This is a genomic window from Paenibacillus sp. KS-LC4, from assembly GCF_036894955.1.
In the GTDB taxonomy this organism is placed as follows: Bacteria; Bacillota; Bacilli; order Paenibacillales; family Paenibacillaceae; genus Pristimantibacillus.
In genome coordinates this window covers 2,431,739-2,458,715 of record NZ_CP145905.1, presented here as the reverse complement: position 1 = coordinate 2,458,715, position 26,977 = coordinate 2,431,739, and the positions used below count along the sequence as shown (strand labels likewise).

The window sequence follows — 26,977 nt, the reverse complement described above, 5'->3', positions numbered from 1 at the left end:
CTGTTAGCGCTCCTCTCCCATTTTAACCGCCTGATGCACCCGCAGCCTGCGAATATGCAGGAAGAGCAGCAGCGCTCCAGTAATCATCATGAAAGCGACGACGATAAACAGCTGATTCGTATCCTTCGCTTCGAAGACGACGCGGAACGGCGGCACCGTTTCTGTCGCATTTTCCGCCGTTTGCAGGAATGGCAGGAACAGCAGACTCGTCAGCTTGCCGATCAAAACGCCTAGACCGATGGAAAGCCCCGCTGTAAACAGCTGCTCCAGCATGAGCATGCCCGTAAGCTGCCGGCGTGACAGCCCCATCGCCCGCAGTACGCCAAATTGCACGACCCGTCCTGAAAGATTAAAGAACCAATACAGCACATACCCCGTCAATGTAACGATGACCGATACGAGGAAGCCGAGACTGAGAATGCCGAATACGCCACCTCGAGTCGGAAGCTTGGACTGGATAATCAGTTCATTGCGTACATCCTTGATGGTAGCCACATCAATGTCCTGCCTTTGCAGCTCCTCCAAAATCGGCGCAACCTTGGCGCCATCCTTCATTTTGAGCCACACCTCATAAGGCATAATCGGAAGCTGATCGTAAATGTAATCGAGATTCGTAATGACGAACGGCGATTGATCCGGATATTGCGTCGGCCAATAAGGCAGGATGCCTACGACCACAAAATCCAGCTTGCCATCCGTAAAGCCAACCGATATGGTATCTCCCGGTTTAAGCTGATATTTCTCCGCTACTCCAGTTGGAATAAGCGCCGCTTGCTCATACATCCCTAGGTAGTTCAAATACGTAAACGGATGTGTGGGGAACAAGTCATTGCGGAACCAAGCTACCTTGGAGAAATCGACATTGTCGATGCCCATCACCGTGCCCTGACCGATGGAGCGCCCCGATACGACGATATTCCCTTTCGTTTGCAGCACGCGTGCTGCTGCTTCAACGCCTTCCATTTTGCGGAACAGCTCAAACGGCGGTTCACTGTACAAAATGCGCGTAGGCACAGGCTGCTGCGCACCGCCTCCACCGCCGCCGGACCCTCCGCCAGCACCACCAGAGCCGCCGCCTGACGACCCGCCACCGCCGGAGCCATTTCCACCGCTGCCGCCATTGCCGCCGCCGTTTCCATTATTTCCACCGGTATATTTGATCTCTGGCGTTCCGTCCCAATTCGTCTTAATGACGACGTCCGTACCGAATTTATACAGCGTGCGCTCCGTCGAGTTCAAATCAATCGTACGGGCGGCAGATGCGTTATATACACCAAGCCCGAGAGTCAGTACGAGCAAAATCATTAAAGGATAATAGCCTTTGGAAGAACGCGATAGCTGGGTAAGCGTTAAATAAAGCGGAACGGGCAAAAACTTGCGGCCCAGCCAGTTAAACACCTTCAGCAGCCACGGGAACAACCGCAGGAAAAACAATCCCATTGCAAAAATGGATAACGCCGGCACGAAAAACAGAAACGGCTGCACATTAAGCTGGTCCGTCGTCAGTCCCGTCTGAAAGGTCAGCATCTGGCGCTGATTGAACATATACCAGCCATATCCGGCTGCGCCAAGCAGCAAAACATCAATAAACCAGCGCTGCCAAAACGGACTGCGGTCCGAGCGTGCCAGATCCCTCTTATAGCTTACAATCGAAGATCTGGCATAAATAATCGCCGGAATAATGGTCGAGAGCAGCGCCAGCACAACGGCAGCCACGCCAGCAATCATCGCCTCTGTCGAGAAGCCGACAGGGATGGACGACCGATTGACGAAGGACAGGAAGCCATTGGCCGAGCCGATGCTTTTCGCCATAAACCAGCCGAGGAACGGGCCGCATACTAAAGCGATCGCCCCAAGGAGCAAGCCCTCCAGCAAATAAATCCAAATGATTTGCCTCGTTCCAGCGCCGCGGCTGCGGAGCACCGCAATGTCGCTGCGCTGCTTATCGAGAGACTGCCGGGCATTCATCGCGATAAAATAAAACACCATTGCAAGCATTGGAGCTGCCAGCGTAAATAGCAGCGTCTGAAGCTGCAAGCTCTGCCGCTTAAATTCAATGAGTGTATCGGCAAATGAAATTTCCACCTTCGTGTCCGTCAAACGCTGATACAGCTCTATATTTAAGCGATCCAGCGTTCTTCCGAGCGGTGAAAGCTGACTCGTCTTCACTTGTGACAAATCGAAGGCATAATACCAGCTTGCATTGTTAAGCGGAATTTTTTGCTGCTCCAGCAGCGTCTTCAAAAACACATTCTCGTGAATCTGGAGCGTATTCATCAGTCCTTCAAGCCCTTGATACCAATAAGGATCGGTGTCATTCAGCGGCTTGACAGCACCGACGACTTTGACGCGCAGCGTTAAATTCAGTCCGCTATAAATCGGGTATTCGAAAACATCTCCAATATGAACATCATTGCGATACATCGCTTCTTCAAGCATGACCGCTTCCATTACGCCGTCCTTATCGACCTTGTCGGTAAACCAGCTTCCTTGCGTAATTTCGGTCTTGCCTTCGAGTTCTGTCATCGACATCAGTGTCATCTGACGAGTACGGCTCGCATCCACCTTAGTCGGGTCTTCTGGCACGACATCGGCGCCGCGGAGCGACAAGCTGCGAACAAAGTGCTGATAAGCAAACCCGATTTCATTCGGTACATCCTCTTTAATGTATCGGTCGACCTCAGTCAAGGCTGAAAGATTGGTTGTCTGGCCGCCTGGCGACTGATACCGCATCAGCAGCGAGCCTGCCGGCAAGCCGGTGCTTTTCTCTTTGAGTGAAGCAGCGACTACACGCTTGAGCGCTCCATCCGCATACATCGGGATGCTGGTTGCAAAAGCAACCGCAATCGTCAGCCCCGCCAAGGCGCTAAAGGTCAGCCAACGGGTGTTCCACATTTTGCGGAACAAAAATCGCAATAGAGGCACTCCCATCGGCTATCGACCTACAACTTTCTGTCCCGGCTCCAAGCCTTTCAAAATCTCGATTTGCGTAGCCGTTTGCTGTCCAACCTCTACGTCCACTTCACGTTTGCCATCCTCATCAATGACCTGCACGTACGTACGCGATCCAATGGAACGTAGTGTAGATGGCGGGATTACAATGACATTTTCCTTGCGCTTCGTAATAATGCTGATCGAAAGCGGGGTGCCGCGAGTTAAGTTTTTTGGCATATTTTTAATTTCTACCTGCATAAAATCTTCCGGCTTCTCTTTATCCGTATTCGTTCCGGTGCCGCCACCGTTGTTGCCGCCAGTGGAATCGTCATTGGTTAACGGCATCATTTTTACCGTGCCTTTGAACTGGCCAGCATTGCTGATTTCAGCTACAATCGGCATGCCGACGACGATTTTGGCCCGCTCATCCTTCGTCAGCTTCGCTGCTGGAATAAGCGTCGTTGTATCGGCAATGACCGCAATTGTGCTATATGCTTTAATTGCTGCCCCCTTCTCGACGTTGAGCGAAACAACCGTTCCGCTAATCGGCGCTGTCAGCGTAGCTTTCGCAATGTCAGACTCCTGATCGACCAGTGCCTGCTTCTTCTCTTCAAATAAAATTAATCTTTCCTCAAATTCGATCGGGTCCATCTCATCGCGTGTTCTCAGCGCTTCCTTCATCGCTGTCTCTTCCTTGCGGAAGGCCAGCTTATCCATGCGCAGCGTCTTGGAGAGGGAATCGACATCAAGCTGGCCAATGACCTGCCCTGCGGACACTTTATCGCCTACTTTAATGTTCAGCTCCTTCAGGTTTTTACCATCCAGAGTGAAAAAAACAGGCTCCTCGCGAGACGAAATCAGCTTGCCGATAACATTAACCTTCGTCTCCAGCGTAGCTGTCGTTACCTCGTACTCTGGCTTCTTGGAAATTTGAGGCGGTGCAATGGAAGGCAAAACTTCCTCTTCATCTTCAGCGGGCAGCAGGGAGCAGCCGCTAGTTATTAACATGATTGCAGCAAGACTTAATATTGCGGGACGCTTAAATAAATTTCCCGTCAACCATTTCATAGACATGGTCGGCAACCTCCATAATAGTAGGATCATGTGTCGTCATACAGATCGTGACTTGTTCCGTGCGAATAATGGTTTTAAAAACATTCATAATTTGAGCGGACATGTTTGAATCCAGCTCTGCGGTTGGCTCATCCGCCAGCAGCAGGATCGGCTTATGGGCAATCGCCTTCGCGATAGCTACGCGCTGCTGCTCTCCCCCCGATAGCTCGAAGGGCCGATGGTTCATCCTCTTCTCCAGACCAACCAGCTCCAGGCAGTGGTTCACCCGCTCCTTCCACGTTGCACGCGGAACGCCGGCCATCCTCAGCGACAGCTCGACATTTTCCTTCGCAGACAGCAGCGGCATCAAGGCGAACGCCTGGAAAATAAAGCCCATTTCCTTGCGCCTGACAAGTGTACGCTTGTCGTCGCTCAGCTTATGAAAGGGCCTGCCGTTGAACCAGATTTCGCCTTCCGTTGGCGTATCTAGTCCGCCTAGACAGTTCAGCAGCGTAGTCTTGCCCGAGCCGGAACGGCCGCGAAGCATAACGAGCTGATTTTGGCGAAGCTGCATATTAATGCCTTTGAGCACGCGCAACGGCGCGCCGCCAGCTTGAAATACCCGTTCAACATTCACAACGGAAAGCAGTGTTTCATTATGTACTTCTTTCTCTAGCTTTAGATCCTGCTTTTCTTCCTCCACTAGGTCGGGCTGCTGTGCCGGTTGCTCATCCTTTTTTTTCTTGCTAAATATCATAGCTGATTTCTCTACCTCCTCTTAAGCAGAGCGCCCTAGGATGACAATCAGGCTGCTCAATTAAAAAAACTTCATAATTCTCATCTTAACGTGTTAGACGAACGATTACAGCAAAAAGTTACAAAAATCACCGAAGATTTTAAAATTTTTACGTAAACTTGAATCATGACAAGCGTAAACGGCTGAAGCCGTTTTCTGACGGCTAAGCTATCGTTCTGCGTTGAGATTTAGACCCATTATAAATAAAATACTTATGAATGAGCCTATAATAAAAAAACTCCAGCCCTTCCGGATGGAAAAGGCTGGAGCACTGCTTGCACTATTTGCCAAACGATTGCGGATCTTCGCGCCATGCTTGCAATTTCAGCATATCATCGCTCTTCACCTTGCCAAGCTCTACGGCTGCTTCAATCAGCTCGGAATAATTGGATAACGTTTCAAGCGGCATGTTTGCCTCGGCAAATGCCGAAGTCGCCTGCTCGAACTGGTAGGTAAAAATCGCTAGCACCGCTAGCACCTCGGCACCTGCCTCGCGAACGGCAAGCCCCGCTTTAAGCGAGCTGCCTCCAGTTGAAATCAAATCCTCGATGACAACAACCTTTTGCCCAGGCTCAATGCGGCCTTCGATTTGGTTCTGCTTGCCATGACCCTTCGCTTTGTCGCGGATGTAAGCCATTGGCAATCCAAGCTTATGCGCGACCCAAGCTGCATGGGGAATACCGGCTGTCGAGGTGCCCGCGATGACTTCAACATCCGGATAACGCTCGCGGATAACAGCTGCGAAGCCATCCGCAACGAGCTCGCGAATAGCTGGGTAAGACATCGTGAGGCGATTGTCGCAATAGATCGGCGACTTCAGACCTGATGTCCATGTAAATGGCTCATTTGGACTAAGGGCTACTGCTCCGATTTCGAGCAGGCTGGCCGCAATTGTTTTAGGCAACTCTGAAAGTTTAACTTGGCTCATCTTAAATCAGCTCCTCAATAATGGCTTCTAATACTGCTCTTGAATTAGCGGCTGCCGTAATTGGCCGACCGATTACCATGTAATCTGTTCCTTGCTTTAACGCTTCAGCTGGTGTCATAATGCGCGATTGGTCGCCTATATCGGCACCCTTCGGGCGAATGCCTGGCGTCACTGTCTGGAAGGAAGCGCCACATGCCTGCTTGATGGCCTGCACTTCAGCAGGCGATGCTACTACGCCATTCAGACCAGCAGCGCGGGCAAGCTCTGCATAACGCAGAACCGCCTGCTCAACTGTGCCCTCAATACCAATCTGCTCATTGAGCGTCGTTTGATTGGTGCTCGTTAGCTGAGTCACCGCAATAATACTCGGCCTTGCTTGACCCGCAGCAAGCGCAGCTTCCATGCCCTCGACCGCTGCCTCAAGCATCGCGCTTCCGCCCGCAGCATGGACATTGAACATATCGACGCCAAGCCGGGTCACGCTGCCTGAGCCGCCTTTGACCGTGTTCGGAATATCGTGCATCTTTACATCAAGGAAAACACGGTAGCCCCGTTCCTTAAGACCCGCTATGAAAGCAGGCCCTGCCGCATAAAAGAGCTGCATGCCCACCTTCATATAACAAGGAATACCTTCCAGCTCATTCAATAAGCGCTCTGCAGAAGCCGCATCCGCATAATCGAGCGCAACCATAATTTTTCCGGCTGCCTGTTCCCGTTCCCGTGTCAAACTCATCGTTAACCGTCCCCTTTGCCGTATTTTTGCCAAATATACGCATTAAAAAGGCCATCCGCCGGGCCACGCGCACCCGCAAAGGTAAAGCCATTTGCGGGCCGCAGGCAATCGGCGCTGGCCGTGCTTGCTAAAACTTATTTGTGCAGCAGTGTAGGCATCGAACGCGAGGAGAAGTTGATGGTTTCCATCATCCGCAGCAAGGCGCGAACCGTATCAAGCGACGTCATACATACGACGCCGTTCTCAACCGCTTCACGGCGAATCCGGAAGCCGTCACGCTCAGGCGTTTTGCCTTTTGTCAGCGTATTGAAGACGAATTGTGCTTTGCCTTCACGGATCAGATCAAGAATGTTCGGTGATCCTTCGCTCAGCTTATTCACTGTCGTTACCGTCATGCCTGCTTCTTCCAGCATAGCTGCGGTGCCGCCAGTTGCAATGATTTTGTAGCCAATGCTGTAGAAGCCACGAAGCAATTCGAGCGCTTCTTCTTTATCTTTATCCGCAACGGTCGCAATAATCGAGCCCGTTGTCGGAATTTTCATGCCTGCGCCTAGCAAGCCTTTGTACAAGGCTTTCGCATATTGCACATCGCGTCCCATAACCTCACCCGTCGATTTCATCTCCGGTGTTAAGGTAGGGTCAACACGGCGCAGCTTCGCGAACGAGAAGACCGGAACTTTAACCGATACATATTCATCTTCAGGCCACAGACCGTCTTTATGACCAAGATCAGCCAGCTTCGTGCCAAGAATCGCTTGTGTCGCAAGGTTAGCCATCTGCAAGTTCGTTACTTTGCTCAGGAACGGAACTGTACGTGACGAACGCGGATTTACTTCAATGACATAAACAACCTCGTTATGAATAACGAACTGGATGTTAACCAGGCCGACTACGTTCAGCGCCTTCGATACTTTAATCGTAATGTCGACGATTTGCTCCTTCACGCTGTCAGACAACGATTGCGGCGGATACACGGCAATCGAGTCTCCGGAGTGAACGCCTGCGCGCTCAATATGCTCCATAATGCCTGGGATGAGCACAGTGTCGCCATCGCAAATGGCATCGACTTCAGCTTCCATACCGAGCATATAACGGTCAATGAGGACAGGATGCTCCGGGTTGATTTTCACGGCTACTTCCATGTAGCTCAGCAAATCTTCATCCGAATATACGATTTCCATTGCGCGGCCGCCCAAGACGTAAGAAGGACGAACGAGTACTGGATAGCCGAGTCTTTGAGCTGTTGCAACTGCCTCGTCAACAGACGTTACTGTGCTGCCTTCTGGCTGAGCAACGTTCAAGCCGCGAAGCAAGGCTTCGAACTTTTTGCGATCCTCTGCCATGTCGATGCTCTCCAGGCTGGAGCCAAGAATTTTCACGCCAGCTTTGGCTAGCGGAGCTGCGAGGTTGATCGCCGTTTGGCCGCCGAACTGCACGATGACGCCGATTGGCTTCTCTTGCTCAATAACGTTCATAACATCCTCAAGGAACAAAGGCTCGAAGTACAGGCGGTCCGATGTGCTGAAATCGGTCGATACCGTCTCAGGGTTATTGTTGATAATAACCGCTTCATAGCCAGCCTTCTGAATGGCCCATACCGCATGAACCGTCGAATAGTCAAACTCAATGCCTTGTCCAATCCGAATCGGGCCAGAGCCGAGTACAAGCACTTTCTCCTTCGTCGAAGGCGCTACCTCGTTCTCTACCTCGTATGTTGAATAGTAGTAAGGCGTGCTCGCTTCAAACTCAGCAGCGCAAGTATCAACCATTTTGTATACAGGTACAATTTCAAGCTCTTTACGGTACGCACGAATATCATGCTCATTCGTAAGGCTGCCCTTCGGGTTGCCTTCTTTGCGAAGCTCAGCGATCGAACGGTCGGAGAAGCCTTTGCGCTTCGCTTGGTACAGCGTCTCACGAGAAAGCGTCGCTTCCTTGCGAATTTTATCCTCGAATGCAATGATGCCTTCGATTTTGTCGAGGAACCACCAGTCGATGTTCGTCAAATCTTGAATTTCCTGCAATGCATAACCACGGCGGAACGCTTCCGCTACGAGGAACATACGCTCATCATCCGGCTTTTGAAGGCGCGTGCGCAGCACATCCTCGCTCAGGTCTGCCGCTTCCTTCAAATGAATGCGATGCGTGCCAATTTCAAGGGAACGTACTGCTTTATGCATCGACTCCTCGAACGTACGGCCAATCGCCATAACCTCGCCTGTCGCCTTCATTTGCGTGCCGAGCTTGCGGTTTGCATTTACGAACTTGTCAAACGGCCAGCGTGGAATTTTCGATACGATATAATCCAGCGTAGGCTCGAAGCAAGCATAGGTCTGACCTGTTACTGGGTTCACGATTTCATCAAGCGTATAGCCAATGGCAATTTTAGCAGCCATTTTGGCAATCGGGTAGCCTGTCGCTTTGGAAGCCAGCGCCGAGGAGCGGCTAACACGCGGGTTAACTTCGATTACATAATATTGGAAGCTTTGTGGATCAAGCGCGAACTGTACGTTACAGCCGCCTTCGATGTTCAAAGCGCGAATAATTTTAAGCGAAGCGGAACGAAGCATTTGATACTCGCGATCCGACAGCGTTTGGCTAGGCGCTACTACGATACTGTCGCCAGTATGTACGCCAACCGGGTCGAAGTTTTCCATGTTGCAGACAACGATACAGTTGTCGTTCGCATCACGCATAACTTCATATTCAACTTCCTTCATGCCGGCAATCGACTTTTCAATTAGACATTGGCCGATTGGGCTGTAACGAATACCTGAAGCAACCGTCTCCAGCAATTCTTCTTCATTTGCGCAAATTCCGCCGCCTGTACCGCCAAGCGTGTAGGCAGGACGAACGATAATCGGGTAGCCAATTTCATTGGCAAAAGCCACTGCTGCTTCTACAGTCGTTACGATGTCGCTTTCAGGTACCGGCTGCTCCAGCTCGCGCATCAGCTCGCGGAACAAATCGCGGTCCTCCGCTTTCTCAATAGCTGTCAGCTGCGTGCCGAGAAGCTGTACATTTTCCGCTTCCAATACGCCAGCGCGAGCCAGCTCTACTGCCATGTTCAGACCTGTTTGGCCGCCAAGCGTCGGCAGCAAGCCGTCTGGACGCTCCTGACGAATAATTTGCGATACAAATTCAAGGGTAATTGGCTCGATGTATACTTTATCCGCCATATTTGTGTCTGTCATAATCGTAGCCGGGTTGCTGTTGATCAATACAACCTCGTAGCCTTCTTCCATAAGCGCCTGACAAGCTTGCGTTCCAGCATAGTCAAATTCAGCAGCTTGGCCGATTACAATCGGGCCGGAGCCGATGACAAGAATTTTTTTGAGTTTATTATTTTTGGGCATATTGAAGCTCCCCTTTCACTTTCAACGTTTCCGCGAGTACGACTTGACGACGCTGTGGCGGGTTGTTTAATTTATGTGTGCGAATCATACTCAGGAATTCGTCAAACAGGTAGCTGGAATCATACGGTCCTGGAGCAGCCTCCGGGTGGTATTGCACCGAAAATGCTGGATGCGTATTATGCTTCAGCCCTTCAATCGTACGGTCATTGTTATTGATATGCGTTACGCTCAGACCGGAGCTTGCAATCGAATCTTCAAGTACAGTGTAGCCATGGTTCTGGGAAGTAATATAGCAACGGTTCGTCGCCAGCTCCTTCACTGGATGGTTTCCGCCGCGGTGGCCGAATTTAAGCTTCGTTGTATCAGCGCCGCAAGCGAGTGCGAACAGCTGATGTCCAAGGCAAATACCGAAAATCGGGTACTCTCCGAGCAGCTCGGAAATCATTTTAACCGCATGTGGAACATCCTTCGGGTCCCCAGGGCCGTTGGAAAGCTGAATGCCATCCGGTGCAAGGCGGCGAATTTCTTCAGCCGTCGTGTCATGAGGCACAACTACGACATCACAGCCGCGTTTAGTCAGCTCGCGCAAAATACCGCTTTTAGCGCCAAAGTCTACGAGCACAATGCGCTCGCCATTGCCTGGGCTGGAAAATACATGCTTTGTCGAAGTGCGTGCCACTTGATCCGTCATCAGTGTAGATAAGCCAAGACGCTCTTGCAGTTCCTCAATGCGCTCGTTGCCTGTCGTAAGCAGACCTTTCATCGTACCATGCTGACGCAAAATCCGTGTAAGCATACGCGTGTCGATTTCGCTGATGCCCGGAATGCTATATTCCTTAAGCAGCTGCTCAAGCGAATATTGGGCGCGCCAGTTGCTCGGCACCGGCTCATTACGGCGTACGACAAAACCATGGATATAAGGGCGAATCGACTCAAAGTCATCGCGCGAAATGCCGTAGTTGCCGATTAGTGGATAAGTCATCGTGACGATTTGTCCACAATAGGATGGATCAGACAATACTTCCTGATATCCCGTAATTCCTGTATTAAAAACAACCTCACCCATCGTTTGCACTTCCGCGCCGAAGGATAATCCTGTAAACAATGTTCCATCTTCCAATAATAATCTCGCTTGCATCCGTCTCACTCCTCAGGTCTTCGTATTCCTATATGTCAATTAGCATATCCAAGTTAACGCTCTTATGCTTGCTCCGACCATACAACCTTGCCATTTACGATTGTCGCTACCGGCCAGCCTTGCAGCTTCCAGCCGCCGAAAGGCGTGTTGTTGCTGCGCGAGGCAAAGGTTGAAGGATCAACTGCACGCTCGCTATCCAGATCCACAATCGTCAGATCCGCTGGCGCACCTGCTGCCAAGCGGCCTGTCTCAAGCTTGAACACTCGTGCCGGGTCAGCCGTCATACGATCAAGCAGGAAGCCAAGCGTCCATTTGCCGGTTTTGACGAACTGCGTGTACAGCAGCGGAAAGGCTGTCTCAAAGCCGACGATTCCAAACGGCGCAAGCTGCATGCCGCGAGCTTTCTCTTCCGCGCTATGCGGGGCATGATCCGTTACGATCATGTCGATCGTGCCGTCCTCCAGCGCTTCAATGACCGCGGCCACATCGCGCGGCGTGCGCAGCGGCGGGTTCATTTTCCAATTGGCATCAAAGCCTGGAATGTCCTCGTCCGACAGCACTAGATGATGCGGGCAAACCTCAGCGGTTACGTTGACGCCGATTTGCTTGCCAAGGCGGATCAGCCTTACCGATTGCTCGGTGCTGACGTGGCAGACATGATAATGAACGCCTGTCGCTTCGGCGAGCAAAATGTCGCGGCCAACATGAATCGCTTCCGATTCATTCGGAATGCCCTTCAGTCCGTTCTCGCTGGAGAACTTGCCTTCCGAGACGAACAAGCCCTCAACGAGCGTATTATCTTCGCAGTGCGCAATGACTGGCATGTCAAGCGACTTTGCCAGCGCCATCGCATCCTTCATCATTTGGGCGCTTTGTACGCCGACACCATCGTCGGTAAAGCCAATCGTGCCTGCCGCCTTCAGCGCTGCAAAATCCGTCAGCTCACGTCCGAGCTGATTTTTGGAAATGGCGGCGTAAGGCAGGACGCGAACGATGCCTTCCTTCGCATTTTTGTTCAAAATGTATTCAATCGTTTCAGGTGTATCTGTCACCGGGCGAGTATTCGGCATGCAGGCGATGGTTGTAAATCCACCCTTCGCTGCTGAACGCGTCCCTGTTGCAATGTCTTCTTTATATTCGAAGCCGGGATCACGCAAATGGACGTGCATATCAATAAAGCCTGCTGATACGAGCTTGCCCTCTGCGTCAATCACTTCTGCTGAACCTGTATCTGGCGCTGCCTCGCCGCTTGCAAGCTCGGCGATTTTGCCATCCTCAATTCGAATATGCTGCTTCACTAGGCCACTTGCAGCTGTATCCCATACGCTGCCGTTAATAATCCACAAGGACATATTGGTTCACCCTCCCGATTTCATCTAAAAGTTAGTTTAAAGCCCGTTCTATGACGGCCATTCTGACCGGAACCCCGTGCTCCATCTGCTTAAAAATCCGGGACCTGGCATGCTCGACCAGCTCATCGTCAATTTCAACATTGCGGTTGATCGGCGCCGGGTGCATAATAATCGCATGCTCCGGCATTGTCGCTGCTCGCTCCACCGTGAGTCCAAACTGCTCGCGGTAGCTTTCAGCCGAGCTCAGCATGCCGCTTTCGTGACGCTCAAGCTGTACCCGCAGCATCATCACGACATCGGACTTCAGCGCTTCCTCCATCGTCACATAACGAGCGTCAAGGCTCGGCGCCTGCAAGTTCGCAGGAGCGCAAAACTTCACCGTTGCGCCCAGCTTTTGCAGAGCGTACAAATTTGAACGCGCTACGCGGCTGTGCAGAATGTCTCCGATAATCGAGACGGTCAAGCCTTTAATTTCGCCGAATTGCTTGCGCATCGTATATAAATCAAGCAGCGCCTGTGTTGGATGCTCGTTGTTGCCATCGCCTGCGTTAATCAGCGGCACTTTAATTTTCGTAGCCAGTTCGGCAAGCAAGCCAATCGGCTTAAGCCGGATAATGCCGACGTCTATGCCCATCGACTCAAGGGTGCGAACGGTATCATATACCGACTCGCCTTTCTGCACGCTCGATACGGCTGCCGAGAAGTTCAGCACTTCCGCCCCAAGCCGCTTCTCCGCTACCTCGAAGGAAAAGCGTGTGCGCGTGCTGTTCTCGAAAAACATGTTAGCTGCAAACTTGCCCGGCAGCACGCTCTGTACTTTCGTCTCCTGCTGCTCCCAATGAGCGGCACGATCCAATATAGCAATAATTTCCTCTGCGTCAAGCTCCTTCAAACCAAGCAAACTGCGCTGTCTGAGCTGTAAAAGTGTCATTTAGGCTTGCCCCCTCTGATGAATAATTTTCACCTGGTCTAAGGAATCAATCTCGGTTAACGTAACGGAGATTTGCTCTTGTTTGGAGGATGGCACATTTTTGCCTACAAAATCCGGCCTGATCGGTAATTCCCGATGACCACGGTCAACCAGCACGGCAAGCTGAATGCTTTGCGGCCTGCCGCAATCCATCACCGCATCCATCGCGGCGCGAATCGTCCGACCGGTATACAGCACATCGTCGAACAAAATAATGTTGCGGTCCTGTACGACCGACAATTCGACATCCATCTCGCCGATCATGCCCGCTTCCATCTCGGTGCGACTGCCTAATACCTTGCCGTCATCGCGATAGCGCGTAATGTCCAGTTCTTTTACCGCAACCGGCTTGCCTTCGATTTCCTGAATGCGCTCCGCTATTCTTCGGGCGATATAAACGCCTCTTGTCCGAATGCCGACCAGCGTACAGTTGTCGATGCCTTTGTTCTTCTCCACAATTTCGTGGGCGATGCGGGTGAGTGCGCGGCGAATGGCTGCATCATCCATAATGACCAAGTGCTCTTCTTCCACCGTTACGTAACCTCCCATCCTAGCGCAGGTTGAACTGCCAACTCTCATCAAGGCGCTTTATAAAAAAGACTCCTTGCGTATTCGCAAGGAGCCCATGATTAACCGCTGCGGATTCCATCCATCCCCGCCAACCTCATGAGTTGCGGAAGATGAGGAGTTGCATGTCCCCAGCTTGATTAATCAACTATTCACGCTACCTTGCCAGCCTCACAGGACTGAGTTAAAGGTACAACTTTATACCAAAGGAATTATCCCACGTTCGACATAAGATGTCAAGGGGCGGCGGCAGTAAATACGAGCCTCCAGCCTATGACTGGATGACTAACATATTTTTTACAGTTTGCAGACATACTAAGCAGCAGCTACGCACATTTTGCCAGCAGGAGGGAACTTGATGCAGTCACAAATCGTTCAGCCGCATGAAAAAATCAGCCTGCCGACTTCACTCGAAGCATGTCTCCAGCATATCCGTACCGAAATCGGCGGCAGCCCCGATCTCGTCGTCAAGCGTTTTTCCTGCCTGCATCTATGGCCCGGCGCACTCGTGTATATGGAAGGCATGATAGATGTTCAAATGCTTCATCAATCAGTGCTCGCTTCACTCATGGGCTACCCGAATGAGCATACCCCGAAATTTGATAATTCAATTGACCGACTGAGGCATGTAAAGGAGGATGTATTGATTTCAGGAGATACGGATTATATGGAAGAAATGGAATCCCTGTTCCATCGCCTGCTATCCGGCTCTATTATTTTGCTGCTGGATAACAGCACACTGGCTATCGCCATCAGCGCAGCCGGATGGGAGAACCGCTCCATTACGGAGGCACAATCGCAATCGGTCGTTCGCGGACCGATGGAAGCTTTTACCGAAAATTTACGCACCAATATGACAATGATTAGAAGAAGAATTAAAGATCCGCAGCTGTGGATAGAGACTCGGCAAATTGGTAATGTAACCAAAACCTCCGTTGCCATCCTGTATGTAAATCATCTGGTCGACAGGAGCGTGCTCGACGAATTACGACGCAGACTCGACGATATTGACATCGACGGCATTTTGGAAAGCGGCTATATCGAGGAGCTGATTCAGGATGTAACGCTAACCCCGTTTCCGACCATTTACAACAGCGAGCGGCCCGATACCGTCTCTGCTGCACTTCTGGAAGGGCGGGTCGCTATAATAGTCGATGGTACGCCGTTCGTGCTGCTTGTTCCTTCGTTGTTTGTCCATTTTTTTCAATCGGCTGAGGATTATTACCAGCGTGCGGATATTAGCACCCTCCTTCGGCTCATTCGCTATTTATCGTTTTTTATCGCTATGCTTGCGCCTTCCTTCTATATCGCCATTACGACTTTTCATCAGGAAATGCTGCCTACAAGTCTGCTCATTAATTTGGCGGCGCAGCGCGAGGGCGTTCCGTTTCCTGCCTTTATTGAAGCGGTGCTTATGGAGCTTACCTATGAAATCTTGCGGGAGGCTGGCGTGCGCATTCCGAAGACGGTCGGGCAAGCGGTGTCGATTGTCGGAACACTTGTCATCGGACAAGCGGCGGTCGATGCTGGCGTCGTCTCTGCGGCGATGGTCATTATCGTCTCTATAACGGCCATATCGAGCTACGTCATTCCAGAAAACGGCATGTCGATCGCCGTCCGCATTTTGCGCTTTATCCTTATGCTGCTGGCAGCCTCCTTTGGCTTTTACGGCATTTTAATTGGCCTGTTGGTCATCTTGCTGCATTTGACGAGCCTCCGTTCATTCGGTGCCCCCTATATGAGTCCATTCGGTCCATTTGCAGCCTCTGATATTAAGGATTCGCTGTTTCGCATGCCGTGGACCCATATGCTAAGACGTCCTCTGAGTAGCGGAAATGGACAGAAAACAAGGCAAAAGCAGCGGTCGAAACGCTTATAGAAAGGTGGGGAAGTCTCCATGAACAAAAAAATATCTTCCTTGCTGACGGCCGCTTTGCTTATGCTGCTTCTACCTGGCTGCTGGGATCGCAAGGAAATGAACGATTTGGGTATTGTGCTCGCCATGGGTATTGATCAAGGCAAAAACAACATGCTGAGCGTATCCTTTCAAATTGTTGTGCCCTCCGAGGTCGCCTCCAACTCAGGGAAAAGCACGACGACACCCGTTACGCTTTATCAGACAGAGGCCCAAACGATTTTAGACGCCATTCATAAAATGAGCCTGAGTAGTCCGCGTAACGGTTATATCTCCCATATTCGCGTACTGGTGTTCAGCGAAGCCGTTGCCCGTACAGGCATTGCCGACAAACTGGAAAATATGCTCCGCCATCCAGAAATGCGCCCTGACTTTTTTGTTATGATTGCTCGGCATTCCAAAGCAGCTGACATCTTGAATGTGCTGACTCCACTGGAAACGATCCCTGCCAACAACATGTTTCTTTCGCTGCAAAACTCTTCTACTACATGGGCACCTACTATTACGACCCAATCCGATGAATTGCTCGAAAAAATGATTAATGAGGGGGTAGAGCCTGTTATGACCGGCATCGAAATCATAGGCAACAGGTCGGAGGGCGGCAGCAAGGACAATTTAGCCTCCATCAAGCCCAAAGCAACCCTCACCTACACAGGAATGGGTGTACTCAGGAAGGACAAGCTGCTGGGGTGGATGAATGAACAGGAGAGCAAAGGCTATAACTACATCACGAACAATGTACAAACCACATCAGGCAATTTGCCTTGTCCGGACAACAAGGGCAGGCTGAGTCTATTAGTTTTACGCTCGAACACCGACATAAAAGTAAAAGTCATTGCCGGAAAACCTGTTATTCATATCACGCTTACAAACACCTCAAGTATTTTGGGAGATGGCTGCACAACACCAATCTCTAATCAAAGTGATATCAAGGCGATTCAAAATAGTAGCGAAGAAAAGCTTATCCAGCTTATGAGAAGCAGTGTGACTGCTGCTCAAAGGCGCTATCATTCAGATATTTTCGGCTTTGGCTTAGCCATTAGCCGCGAGAAGCCGAAGCTGTGGGCACAGCTGCGCGATAACTGGGAAGATGAATTCACCACTCTTAAGGTTGAGTATGAGGCACACAGCAAATTACGCCGCGTCGGTATGCTGGACGACTCGATTTTGCAGGATTTAAAGGAATAGACCCATGAGCATGCCCACCTTCATTGTGCTCACTGTCGCTTTTTCTTTCGGAATGATACAAATGCCTGCTCTAATCAAGCAAAGGCTGAAGCGCGAAGCAGCCGTTTATTTCGTGCTATTATGCGCTGGAACAGCATGCAGCATATTAGCGGCAAACTTGATAATTACGCCCAGTCCGCTTCATCCGATTATTTGGATATATGAGCCATTCAATCAATTTTTTGATCAGCTGTTCCATTCTTGAATGATGAAGGGAGTCCCTATGCTGGAAAGAGGCAAAATTAGCGTAAGACAGTTGTCCGTTCTTGTTTTTCTGGCGGTCATTGGCGATATGATATTAATCTTTCCATCCGTAACAACAGGCTATGCCCAGCAGGATGCCTGGATTGCCGCCCTGCTCGGCATCCCGTTCGGACTTTTTTTCCTATGGCTGATGCTTAAGGTAAGCAGCTTGTACCCGCAGCTAAATTTGATTCAAATCAATGAGCGCATTCTTGGTAAATGGCTCGGTATTCTGATCAGCTGCGCCTATTTATATTTTTTCCTGTTTGCGGGCGCAACCTTTATTCGCGAGGTCGGTGATTTCCTAACGACGCAGCTGTATCAGAAGACACCGATTCGCTTTATCCACTTACTCTTTGTGCTCGCCTTGCTATGGGGAGTGTGGAACGGGTTAGAGCCGATTGCCCGAAGCGCAGAAATTTTATTGCCCTGCTTCCTTGCCATATGCTTGTTTCTTATAATATGCCTGTTGCCTCAGGTAGATTTGAAGCAGCTAAAGCCATACCTAGGCTCGGAAACCACCTCCTTTGCCCATGCGACGCTGCTGTCCAGCGTTTATCCATGCGGGGAGCTATGCTCATTTATGATGATTTATCCGTATACCACCCGTTCCTCCCATCGGAATAAGGATGTCTTGCTCGCAGCTTTATTCGCCTCTCTTCTGCTCGCCCTGCTCGTGTTTATTTCCTTGACCGTGCTAGGCGCATACTTTACGGAGCACAACATTTATTCGACCTATTTGCTGACACAAAAAATAAATATAGGCGCATTTCTCCAGCGTATTGAAGCTTTAATGGCTACCGCCTGGGTCATTTCCACCTTCTTCAAAACCGTTTTGTTTTTCTACGCCTTTACGCTTGGCACCGCCCAACTGTTAAAGCTTACGACCTATAAGCCATTTACTGTCACGACTGCCTTCCTTATGTTCGGACTGGCTCTGATGATTGCCCCCAACATTTTATATTATGTGAAAACCATCGTACCTTACTGGGTGGACTGGGATCTTACCTATGCTTTTATATTTCCTGCGCTGCTCTTGGTCACTTACTTCATTAGAAAAAAATTCAAGCAAAAATAGAAAACTGCGTCAAATGGGCGTATGATTAAAAATCAAAAAATTGCTCGTCCATGCATGGTGCACTGTTCTATAGTAGCCATCTGATTACGCAAAAAATCGTCCTTCTGTAAATGGGTTTTGTTGTAACCTCCATTTTACAGGAAAGACGATTTTTTTGTCTCCATTTTAAACATTCAGCAATAACGGGGCATCCAATAGTCCGTTTTCACTGACCTTTTGGACAGCCCCGACTAGACTAGAATAGACCAGGCAGCCCAACGGTGTAAAAGTTGGTAGAGGTGTCATCATAAGAGCCATTATGCGACTTTATCATAATAGAATATTTTTTACCTGCTTGAAGGTAAACATATAGTAACGAAGCAGTGCCTCCATATGCAAATACATGTGCTAAAGAACTCCCGCCAGGATACTCAAAAATTGCCAGTTCATAAAATGTTCCGCTTGGTGGTTGCAGCCAGATTTGTTGAACAACTGTTTTGGGCGAAACAAAATTCCAAAAGTCAATATCTGTTGGTGACTGAATCCACGAATGGACCTCGTTTTGACTAAATTGATAGGTTGTTAATGGAGAATTATTCGCGGGCTCAGAGAAGTCCTGATTCAGTGGAGTTGCCGATGCTACTGTGGCTAGAGACAGCATCAAAACAAGGGTTAGTATAATCGACCTAGCAAACTTCATTAGAAAATTACCTCCTAAATATTATTTTGAAGGTATGTCTTAGATGAAGGAGTCGGCCAACTCACACCTATATAATATCACTTTTAACATATTATAGGTACAAATAAAAATTCATTTTTTGATTTTTCGTTCTTTTTTCCTAGTTCAAAAGTTTTAGAGTGATTATCTGTTATTTATTGAACTTAACCCTTTATGATTAATCAAAATATATACTTTTAATTCGCAGAGAGTACTGTCTTAATTAACACATCACCGAGGGATTGTATTGCCATTCTTTAATGAGAATTCCGATTTTGTTTGTTACGTTCGAAACATCGCGGGATTCATTAGAAAAGGAGCGTCCAGCAGTCAGTTTACACTGACTTTCTGGACAGCTCCTTCGTGACATCATATTCAAATGAGTTACAGCGACATTTTGCGAATACGCTCAACCGCTTTTTCCGTGTTCTCGCGGCTGCCGAAAGCAGTCAGGCGGAAGTAGCCTTGGCCGCTTTGACCGAAGCCCACGCCCGGCGTACCAACAATGTTAGCCTCCGAAAGCAGCTTATCGAAAAACGCCCATGAATCAAGGCCGTTTGGTGTCTTAAGCCAAATGTAAGGGGCATTGACGCCGCCAAATACTTCAAGGCCAAGCGAAGCAAGACCGTCGCGAATGATTTTGGCATTCGTCATGTAGTAATCAACAAGCGCTTTAATCTGCTCTTTGCCCTCTGGCGAGTAGATCGCTGCTGCTCCGCGCTGCGTTACATAAGAAACACCATTGAATTTAGTAGTATGACGACGATTCCACAGATCGTTGATCAATACTTCTACGCCGTTGTCATCGAAGCCCTTCAGCTCGCGAGGAACGACAGTGTAGGCACAACGAACGCCTGTGAAGCCTGCTGTTTTGGAGAAGCTGCGGAATTCGATTGCGACTTCCTTCGCGCCTTCAATTTCATAAATGCTATGCGGCACATCCACTTCTTGAATGAAAGCCTCATAAGCCGAATCATACAGGATGATGCAGTTGTTGCTCTTCGCATAGTCGACCCATTTTTTCAATTCCTCACGGGAAAGCGTCATGCCCGTCGGATTGTTCGGGTAGCAGAGATAAATCAGATCCACCTTGCGGTCTGGCAAGCTTGGCGTGAAATTGTTTTCCGCTGTGCATTCCAGGTAAACGATATTTTCATAACGCTTCGAATCGGTATTGTATTTGCCGGAGCGCCCCGCCATCACATTCGTATCCACATAAACCGGGTAAACCGGATCTTGAACGGCTACGATGCTGTTTTGGCTAAAAATCTCCTGAATGTTGCCTACGTCGCATTTCGAGCCATCGCTCAAAAAGACTTCGTTCGTTTGAATATCGACGCCGCGTGCTTTGTAATCATTCTCGATAATAGCATTAATCAAGAAGTCATACCCTTGCTCCGGGCCATAGCCGCGGAAAGAGCCCGGTACAGCCAGCTCGTCCACTGCCTCATGCATCGCTTTAACTACCGCTTCCGGCAAGCCTCGCGTAACGTCGCCAATTCCTAAGCTAATAATTTCAGCATTCGGATTTTCTTTAATAAACTGTGTGCGACGCTTAGCAATTTCAGAGAATAAATAGCTGCCTTGCAACTCTTGGTAATTATGGTTAATGTTCGTCATTATTTATCACCAATCCTTTAACTACAAGAATAGCTTACTTTTCCCCGAGACTTAATAAAGGAATTGCCCAAAAGTTTGTATTTTTGCGCTACTTCAAAGCAGCAAACCTGCCAAGCTGTGTTCGATTTAACGGCCGCGCAGCATGCTTAGTACATGGTTCATATCGCCAGGAATCGGCGCTTCGAAATGCATGAGCTCGCCTGTGCGCGGATGCTTAAAGCCAAGCACGGCTGCATGCAAGGCTTGCCCCTTAAGCGCCACCGTCTTATTGCGGCCATACATAGGATCTCCAGCGAGCGGATAGCCGATATATTTTAGATGCACACGGATTTGGTGCGTTCTACCCGTTTCGAGCTGAAGCTCCACTAACGAATAGTCTTCCCCAATACGCTCGATAACCATGAAATGCGTGACCGCATGCTTGCTGTTGCGCTCCGTGACCGTGAACATTTTACGATCATTCGTATCTCTGCCGATTGGCGCATCAATTGTGCCATGGTCATGCGGCAAATTGCCATGCACCAAGCCGATGTATTTGCGTGTAATCGAATGGTCCTTCAGCTGCGCGGCTAGCGAAGCGTGGGCCAAATCATTTTTCGCAATCATCAGCAGTCCTGAGGTGTCCTTGTCAATGCGATGGACGATGCCGGGACGCAATACACCATTGATCCCCGATAAGTCCTTGCAATGATACATGAGCGCGTTGACAACGGTACCGGATGAATGCCCCGGCGCAGGGTGAACGACTAGTCCACGCGGCTTATTAATGACGATGACGTCGCTATCCTCATAGACGATATCAAGCGGAATATTTTCAGGAGCGATGATCGCCTCTTCCAGTTCTGGAATTGTAATGACGATAACGTCGTCGGCAGCAACCTTATAATTTCTTTTGCCTGTTTGTCCATTTACCGTAACGGCTCCTGCCTTAAGCCATTCCTGTACCTGCGTACGCGATATTGCGGGATCATCCATCGCTTCGGTTACGACTTTATCCAGACGCTCGCCAGCTTGATCCTCGTCAATGACAAACCCCACTTGCTCCTGCTCCTGCTCCTGCTCCTGCTCCTCCTGCTCAAGCTCTTGCTCTATTTCTTGCTCATTAAACGGTTTGCTGCTCATTCTGGTTAGACTCCTTATCCTCTTCACTTCTTAGTTGATCCTGCTTCTCTTGTTTCGAGGTTAGCAAGGCATCAATCAATATTAGCGCGACACCTACGCAAATCGCCGAATCAGCGACATTAAAAATCGGGAATGAATAGCTGCCGAAATTAAACAACAGGAAATCGACAACTTCGCCGTACATCGCCCGGTCAAGAAAATTGCCGAACGCTCCGCCAAGCACAAGTCCAAGACCTGTCAGCAGCCATGCTTTGCCGAGCTTCCGAGTCGTCTGTATGTACCAGATAATCGCGGCTAAAATAACAATCGTAATGACGATAAAAAATAATCGCTGCTCCTGCAAAATACCAAAGGCAGCCCCCCTGTTGCGATGTGAAGTAATGTAAAAGAAATTTCCAATTACACTAATCAAATCACCCAGATTCATCGTTGTCGCAATTATTTTCTTCGTTATAAAATCTACAACAAATACGAATAAAGCGATCCAGTAGTAGTAATAACGCATCTACTTTCTCCTTTCGTTGTACATGCACGGCCTATCCGTCTGCATAACATTCCGTCATATATCCCAAGCTATTGTAGCATAGTCAATATGGAATGAGCCAGCCTCTGCGGCGCGGAGGACTAAATGAACAAAGGATGGTGCCTGCCCATGCGGCTGCCTACGATGGAACAGCTTAGCGAGCTTCATGCTCGATTAATATCAGACAAACAAGACATTGAAGAGCGACTTGAACATAACGGGCATTATGGACTTGATTCCGAGTGGAAAGCAAGCAACAGCGAGCTGTCAGCAGTGGACAATCATCCGGCAGATGCTGGAACCGATTTATTCGAGCGCAGTAAGGACATTGCCCTGCTGGAGCAGGAGGAGCTGCATTTAAACAGAATCAACGCGGCGCTGGAAGCTTTTCAAAACGGAACCTACGGTACCTGCATCGTGTGCAAGGAGCCGATACCTTATGAGCGGCTGGAGGCCATCCCTGATTGCTTATATTGCCTGGACCATGCCCCGCGTCAGGATTTAACTTATCATCGTCCTGTGGAGGAAGAAACGATCCAGCTGCCTTACGGCTATTCCAGTGAAAAAGCATACACGGGCTGGGCCGGCTTCGACGGCGAGGACGCTTGGCAAATTGTCGAGCAATGGGGCAACTCGGACTCCCCGGCCATGTCTGCTAATCGCGAGGCATATGATTATGAGCATATTGGCTCCGCTTCAGAGGAAAATGAAGGTTTTGTGGAGCAGCTTGAAAGCTTCGTCGCCACCGATATAACCGGACGCCATGTGTCCATTATTCATAATTCACAATATAAGCGTTATATGGAAAGCAATGAAGGCGACCATCATTTGGAGCCGGACAGTTAAAGCCATTTCGCTAACAGACGGCAGCCTCCGTTATTTGCTCATAAGATGCCCTGCTCTTGCCTGCTGGCATTATGAATAAATAGCGGAGCGTTGCCGTGTATGTAAACCGCTGCTTAATAGTTTTTCCCTTCCAGCTGAATCTGAACGATGCGAACAATATCCGCAATATAGTCGCCGATAATCGGCAAATTGAGCGCACCTAATATTTGCAATACATAAAGAATCGTCGCTGCAAAAAAAGTAAAGCCAATTGCGATCCCGACGCCTCTCGCCAGTCCAGCAAGCACATTGCGCCATATGAGGCTAAACGGTCGATTGAGCAAATCTACATATTCAGCGATTTGCGTACGTTCCATTTCTGCCGCTATTTTGCTCAGCCTGCTATCCAGCTTGCTCAGCGTATGTTCAAGCGACTGCTCATCCTTCACGGAACGAATCGGCTTGCGCTCCTGCTCTTTCATCTCGGCATCCCTCCCAGGCATAAAATAAGGAAAAAACGAGCATTGGTTATGCTCGTTTTTTAATAGCTCCTTATACTATATCCTTAAACGCCTTTTTCTTATGCTGATTTAAAAGAAGCTCGGCACAAAATTATTCGCACCTACGCGTGCGCGTGCACGTACGCCTATGCCTTCGCCTTACCCTTTAATCAAAATACCAATTTCCTTCTCGCCCAGTTGGATACGCTCGCTGCCTTCCAGCTCTTCATAGGAAACGCTGCTCAGCAATACATTTTCCTTCAGCACATGGCTGAATGCTTCAAGCGCTGCGCGAAGCTCGTCATCGACGCTAAGCACAAGATCAACGCGCTTCTCGATCGGTAAATCCAGCTTTTTGCGCGTATCTTGAACCGCGCGAATGACTTCTCGCACCCAGCCCTCTTGCTCCAGCTCAGGCGTAATGTCGGTGTTCAGCGCTACGGTAATGCCGCTGCCGGAGGCGGAGGCAAAGCCGGATTTCGCTTGCTTCTCAACGAGAAGCTCCTCGACCGGAATGAACAGCTCCTCCGCATCCACGGCCATAGCGAGCGAGCCATGCGCTATAATGGCGCGCGTCTCGTCTGCCGTCAGCGATTTCAGATGCGCCTGAATCGGACCAACGTTTTTGCCGTATTTTTTACCAGCGACTTTGAGGTTTAGCTTGAATGTAAAATCTACAAATCCGCTGTCGCTGTTTTGCACAACAATCGACTTGACATTGATTTCGTCCTTCACGATTTCCTCATAGCCTGCGACGTCAAACTCACGGTCAAGGGACACGATCAGCTCAGACAGCGGCTGACGCGTCTTGATGCCCGTTTCGTTGCGGACGTTGCGGGCAAGCTCCACAATTTGCTTCGCGCTCTCCATATCCTGCTCTAGTGTTAAGTCAATAGCGGACTCGTCTGCTGTAGGATAGTTTGCGAGATGGACGCTTTCTCCGCCGCCAAGATTGCCATAGAGGTCTTCCGCCAGCAGCGGGGCATATGGCGCAATGACGCGTGCCAATGTCAGCAGCACATGACGCAGCGTTTGATAGGCATTGATTTTGTCCTCGGTCAGGCCGCTGCCCCAGAAACGGTCACGGGAACGACGGATGTACCAGTTGCTCAGCTCGTCAACGAATATTTCAATCGCCTTCGCCGGGTTCAGGAAGTCATTTCCGTCCAGCCCTTTCACAGCCGTTTTGATCAGACTGTTCAGACGGGAGACGATCCAGCGATCCAGCTTATTTGCCGAATGACGCTCTTCATGCGTTTTGTGATCAAAGCCATCAATGGTTGCATACAACGCATAGAAAGCGTGCGTGTTGACAATGGTGTCAATGACCTTGGATTTTGCTTCGCCTACGATTGAACGCGAGAAACGCTTGCTGTTCCACGGCGCGCTATCTGCAAGCAGAGCCCAACGGAATGCATCTGTGCCGTACTCATTAATGATCTCCCAAGGGTCGATGACATTGCCTTTGGATTTGGACATTTTCTGACCATTTTCATCCAAAATATGCCCGGTCGAAATAACCGCTTTATACGGCGCTTTGCCGTTGTAGAGCGTCGATACCGCAAGCAGGCTGTAGAACCAGCCGCGCGTCTGATCAATGCCCTCGCAAATGATATCAGCCGGATACTGCTCGGCAAAACGCTCAGCATTTTCAAAAGGCACATGATGCTGCGCAAACGGCATTGAGCCGCTGTCGAACCATACATCAATGACTTCCGGTGTACGCGTCATAACTGCGCCTTCGGCAAACGGCGATTTCAGCTTGATTTCATCGACGTAAGGCTTATGCAGCTCAATGTCCTCCGGCACAAAGCCAACTGCACGCTCGCGCAGATCGGCAATGCTGCCCGGCGAATATTGCTTGCCTGTCGCCTCGCAAATCCATACGTTCAGCGGCGTTCCCCAATAGCGGTTGCGGCTGATGTTCCAGTCTACTAGATCCTCAAGGAACTTACCGAAGCGGCCATCGCGGATGTGGCCTGGGTACCAGTCTACCCCATTGTTGTTAGCGATCAGCTGATCTTTAACCGCCGTCGTCTCGATGAACCAGCTTTCAGTCGCGTAATACAATAGCGGCGATTTACAGCGCCAGCAGAACGGATAGCTATGCTCATAACGCTCCTTCGAGAACAACAGTTCACGCTCGCTAAGCATTTTCACAATGTCTACATCGCAATCCTTAACGAAGCGGCCAGCGAGGTCCGTCACCTCATCGACGTAACGTCCCGCATTGTTCACGACGTTCAGCATGCTGATGCCGTTCTGACGTGCCACTCTGTAGTCATCCTCACCGTGAGCCGGCGCAATGTGTACGATACCTGTACCGCTCGTATCGCTTACGAAATCGCCAGCAATCACTTTATGCGCATTTTCTACGGCAACGTAGCGGAAAGGCGGCTCGTAGCTTTCGCCTACCAGCTCAGAGCCCTTTAGCGAGGACAGCACCTCGTGCTCCTCTTTAAATACGCTCTCCACCAGGTTTTGAGCGACGATAAATACTTCGCCGCCGCTTGCGACACGAACGTATTCCAGCTCAGGATTGACAGCTAATGCTACGTTCGCCGGCAATGTCCAAGGGGTTGTCGTCCACGCCAGTACTGATTCGCCGCTGCCGGCAAGCTTGAACTTGACAGTAGCGCTCAAATCTTTAACGTCTTCATAGCCCTGCGCAACCTCATGGGAGCTAAGCGTCGTTTGGCAGCAAGGGCAATAAGGGCTGACGCGGTGGCCGCGATACAGCAAGCCCTTGTTATGAATCGTCGAAAGAATATGCCATACACTTTCGATATATTCGTTTTTAAGCGTAATGTACGGATGATCCAAATCTGTCCAATAGGCGATGCCCTCGGTCAGCTCACGCCATTGCTTCTCATATTCAAAGACGCTGTCCTTGCATTTTTTGATAAAAGCTTCTACACCGTAATTCTCGATCTCCTGCTTGCCAGAAATGCCGAGCTGCTTCTCAACGCCAAGCTCAACAGGGAGACCGTGCGTATCCCAGCCCGCTTTGCGAACAACGCGATAGCCGGACATCGTTTTGTAGCGGCAAATAAAATCCTTGATGACTCGGCCCAGCACATGTCCGATATGCGGCGCGCCGTTTGCGGTCGGAGGACCTTCATAAAATACGAAATTCGGCTTACCTTCGCGGTTTTCAATTGATTTTTTGAACGTATCGTTATCTGCCCACTGCTTCAATACACGAAGCTCGCGCGTTCTTGCTTTTTCCTTCACATCTACACGTTGCATCTTCATATTCCTCCCGAAAAAAAAATAAAGCCCCGCCCCTGTAAAGGGACGAGGCTTGCTCGCGTTACCACCCTTGTTCCGTCATCATCGCTGCATATGCAGCTTAAAGGACGGCACCTTTGGCGTGAATGCCTTAGCATCCACGGTCCTT

Annotated in this window: 20 protein-coding genes and 1 other annotated feature (1 of these 21 only partly in view); of the genes, 4 read left to right on the top strand and 16 right to left on the bottom strand. The window is 49.8% G+C overall.

The window, feature by feature from the left end; genetic code table 11:
• Positions 1–3: 3 nt before the first annotated feature.
• The 10 genes from V5J77_RS10445 to pyrR all read right to left on the bottom strand — a co-directional run bounded on the left by V5J77_RS10445 (position 4) and on the right by pyrR (position 13,767).
• Entirely contained in the window at positions 4–2,931 is a 2,928-nt protein-coding gene (locus tag V5J77_RS10445) for an ABC transporter permease (protein ID WP_338555706.1), read from the bottom strand.
• A gap of 3 nt (positions 2,932–2,934) precedes the next feature.
• A complete protein-coding gene (locus V5J77_RS10440; protein ID WP_338555705.1) occupies positions 2,935–4,008 on the bottom strand; it encodes an efflux RND transporter periplasmic adaptor subunit in 1,074 nt (357 codons plus the stop codon).
• Positions 3,974–4,744, bottom strand: a complete 771-nt coding sequence (locus V5J77_RS10435) for an ABC transporter ATP-binding protein (RefSeq protein ID WP_338555704.1) — start codon at positions 4,742–4,744, stop codon at positions 3,974–3,976. The genes V5J77_RS10440 and V5J77_RS10435 overlap by 35 nt, the downstream gene beginning before the upstream one ends.
• A gap of 319 nt (positions 4,745–5,063) precedes the next feature.
• On the bottom strand, positions 5,064–5,711 hold the full coding sequence (pyrE, locus tag V5J77_RS10430; RefSeq protein ID WP_338555703.1) for an orotate phosphoribosyltransferase: 648 nt from the start codon (positions 5,709–5,711) through the stop codon (positions 5,064–5,066).
• Between the two features lies 1 nt (position 5,712).
• A complete protein-coding gene (gene pyrF, locus V5J77_RS10425) occupies positions 5,713–6,444 on the bottom strand; it encodes an orotidine-5'-phosphate decarboxylase (RefSeq protein ID WP_338555702.1) in 732 nt (243 codons plus the stop codon).
• A gap of 134 nt (positions 6,445–6,578) precedes the next feature.
• Positions 6,579–9,800 carry a carbamoyl-phosphate synthase large subunit gene (gene carB / locus V5J77_RS10420; RefSeq protein ID WP_338555701.1) on the bottom strand — a complete coding sequence of 1,074 codons (3,222 nt, stop codon included), beginning with the start codon at positions 9,798–9,800 and terminating at the stop codon, positions 6,579–6,581.
• The gene (locus V5J77_RS10415; protein ID WP_338555700.1) at positions 9,787–10,938 is read right to left on the bottom strand and encodes a carbamoyl phosphate synthase small subunit; all 1,152 of its coding nucleotides are present in this window, start codon (positions 10,936–10,938) and stop codon (positions 9,787–9,789) included. Before V5J77_RS10415 ends, carB begins: the two co-directional genes overlap by 14 nt.
• Before the next feature lie 62 nt (positions 10,939–11,000).
• On the bottom strand, positions 11,001–12,290 hold the full coding sequence (locus V5J77_RS10410) for a dihydroorotase (RefSeq protein WP_338555699.1): 1,290 nt from the start codon (positions 12,288–12,290) through the stop codon (positions 11,001–11,003).
• Between the two features lie 31 nt (positions 12,291–12,321).
• A complete protein-coding gene (locus tag V5J77_RS10405) occupies positions 12,322–13,221 on the bottom strand; it encodes an aspartate carbamoyltransferase catalytic subunit (protein WP_338555698.1) in 900 nt (299 codons plus the stop codon).
• Positions 13,222–13,767: a bifunctional pyr operon transcriptional regulator/uracil phosphoribosyltransferase PyrR gene (pyrR, locus tag V5J77_RS10400; protein ID WP_338556697.1), complete on the bottom strand. Its 546-nt coding sequence runs from the start codon at positions 13,765–13,767 to the stop codon at positions 13,222–13,224.
• 418 nt (positions 13,768–14,185) lie between these two features.
• Between pyrR and V5J77_RS10395 the strand changes: the two genes are divergently transcribed.
• The 3 genes from V5J77_RS10395 to V5J77_RS10385 all read left to right on the top strand — a co-directional run bounded on the left by V5J77_RS10395 (position 14,186) and on the right by V5J77_RS10385 (position 18,290).
• The gene (locus tag V5J77_RS10395; protein WP_338555697.1) at positions 14,186–15,706 is read left to right on the top strand and encodes a spore germination protein; all 1,521 of its coding nucleotides are present in this window, start codon (positions 14,186–14,188) and stop codon (positions 15,704–15,706) included.
• Positions 15,707–15,724: 18 nt separating this feature from the next.
• On the top strand, positions 15,725–16,930 hold the full coding sequence (locus V5J77_RS10390; protein ID WP_338555696.1) for a Ger(x)C family spore germination protein: 1,206 nt from the start codon (positions 15,725–15,727) through the stop codon (positions 16,928–16,930).
• Between the two features lie 262 nt (positions 16,931–17,192).
• On the top strand, positions 17,193–18,290 hold the full coding sequence (locus V5J77_RS10385) for an endospore germination permease (RefSeq protein WP_338555695.1): 1,098 nt from the start codon (positions 17,193–17,195) through the stop codon (positions 18,288–18,290).
• A 235-nt stretch (positions 18,291–18,525) separates the two neighbouring features.
• Here V5J77_RS10385 and V5J77_RS10380 read toward each other — a convergent pair whose 3' ends face one another.
• The 4 genes from V5J77_RS10380 to lspA all read right to left on the bottom strand — a co-directional run bounded on the left by V5J77_RS10380 (position 18,526) and on the right by lspA (position 22,234).
• Positions 18,526–18,969, bottom strand: a complete 444-nt coding sequence (locus V5J77_RS10380) for a hypothetical protein (protein WP_338555694.1) — start codon at positions 18,967–18,969, stop codon at positions 18,526–18,528.
• Positions 18,970–19,371: 402 nt separating this feature from the next.
• Complete coding sequence (locus V5J77_RS10375; RefSeq protein WP_338555693.1) at positions 19,372–20,607, bottom strand: LL-diaminopimelate aminotransferase; 1,236 nt, start codon at positions 20,605–20,607, stop codon at positions 19,372–19,374.
• A 126-nt stretch (positions 20,608–20,733) separates the two neighbouring features.
• A complete protein-coding gene (locus V5J77_RS10370) occupies positions 20,734–21,582 on the bottom strand; it encodes an RluA family pseudouridine synthase (protein ID WP_338556695.1) in 849 nt (282 codons plus the stop codon).
• 127 nt (positions 21,583–21,709) lie between these two features.
• Complete coding sequence (lspA, locus tag V5J77_RS10365; RefSeq protein ID WP_338555692.1) at positions 21,710–22,234, bottom strand: signal peptidase II; 525 nt, start codon at positions 22,232–22,234, stop codon at positions 21,710–21,712.
• 123 nt (positions 22,235–22,357) lie between these two features.
• Here lspA and V5J77_RS10360 point away from each other — a divergent pair, with 123 nt between their 5' ends.
• Positions 22,358–23,098 (top strand): TraR/DksA C4-type zinc finger protein, encoded by a 741-nt coding sequence (locus V5J77_RS10360; RefSeq protein WP_338555691.1) that lies wholly within the window; start codon positions 22,358–22,360, stop codon positions 23,096–23,098.
• Between the two features lie 113 nt (positions 23,099–23,211).
• On the opposite strand, the gene V5J77_RS10355 is transcribed toward V5J77_RS10360, so the two are convergent.
• Together V5J77_RS10355 and ileS are read right to left on the bottom strand one after the other, a co-directional pair.
• Positions 23,212–23,559: a DUF5665 domain-containing protein gene (locus tag V5J77_RS10355; RefSeq protein ID WP_338555690.1), complete on the bottom strand. Its 348-nt coding sequence runs from the start codon at positions 23,557–23,559 to the stop codon at positions 23,212–23,214.
• A gap of 177 nt (positions 23,560–23,736) precedes the next feature.
• Positions 23,737–26,826 carry an isoleucine--tRNA ligase gene (gene ileS / locus V5J77_RS10350; RefSeq protein WP_338555689.1) on the bottom strand — a complete coding sequence of 1,030 codons (3,090 nt, stop codon included), beginning with the start codon at positions 26,824–26,826 and terminating at the stop codon, positions 23,737–23,739.
• A 41-nt stretch (positions 26,827–26,867) separates the two neighbouring features.
• Positions 26,868–26,977, bottom strand: a binding site (T-box leader); it runs 191 nt beyond the window's last position.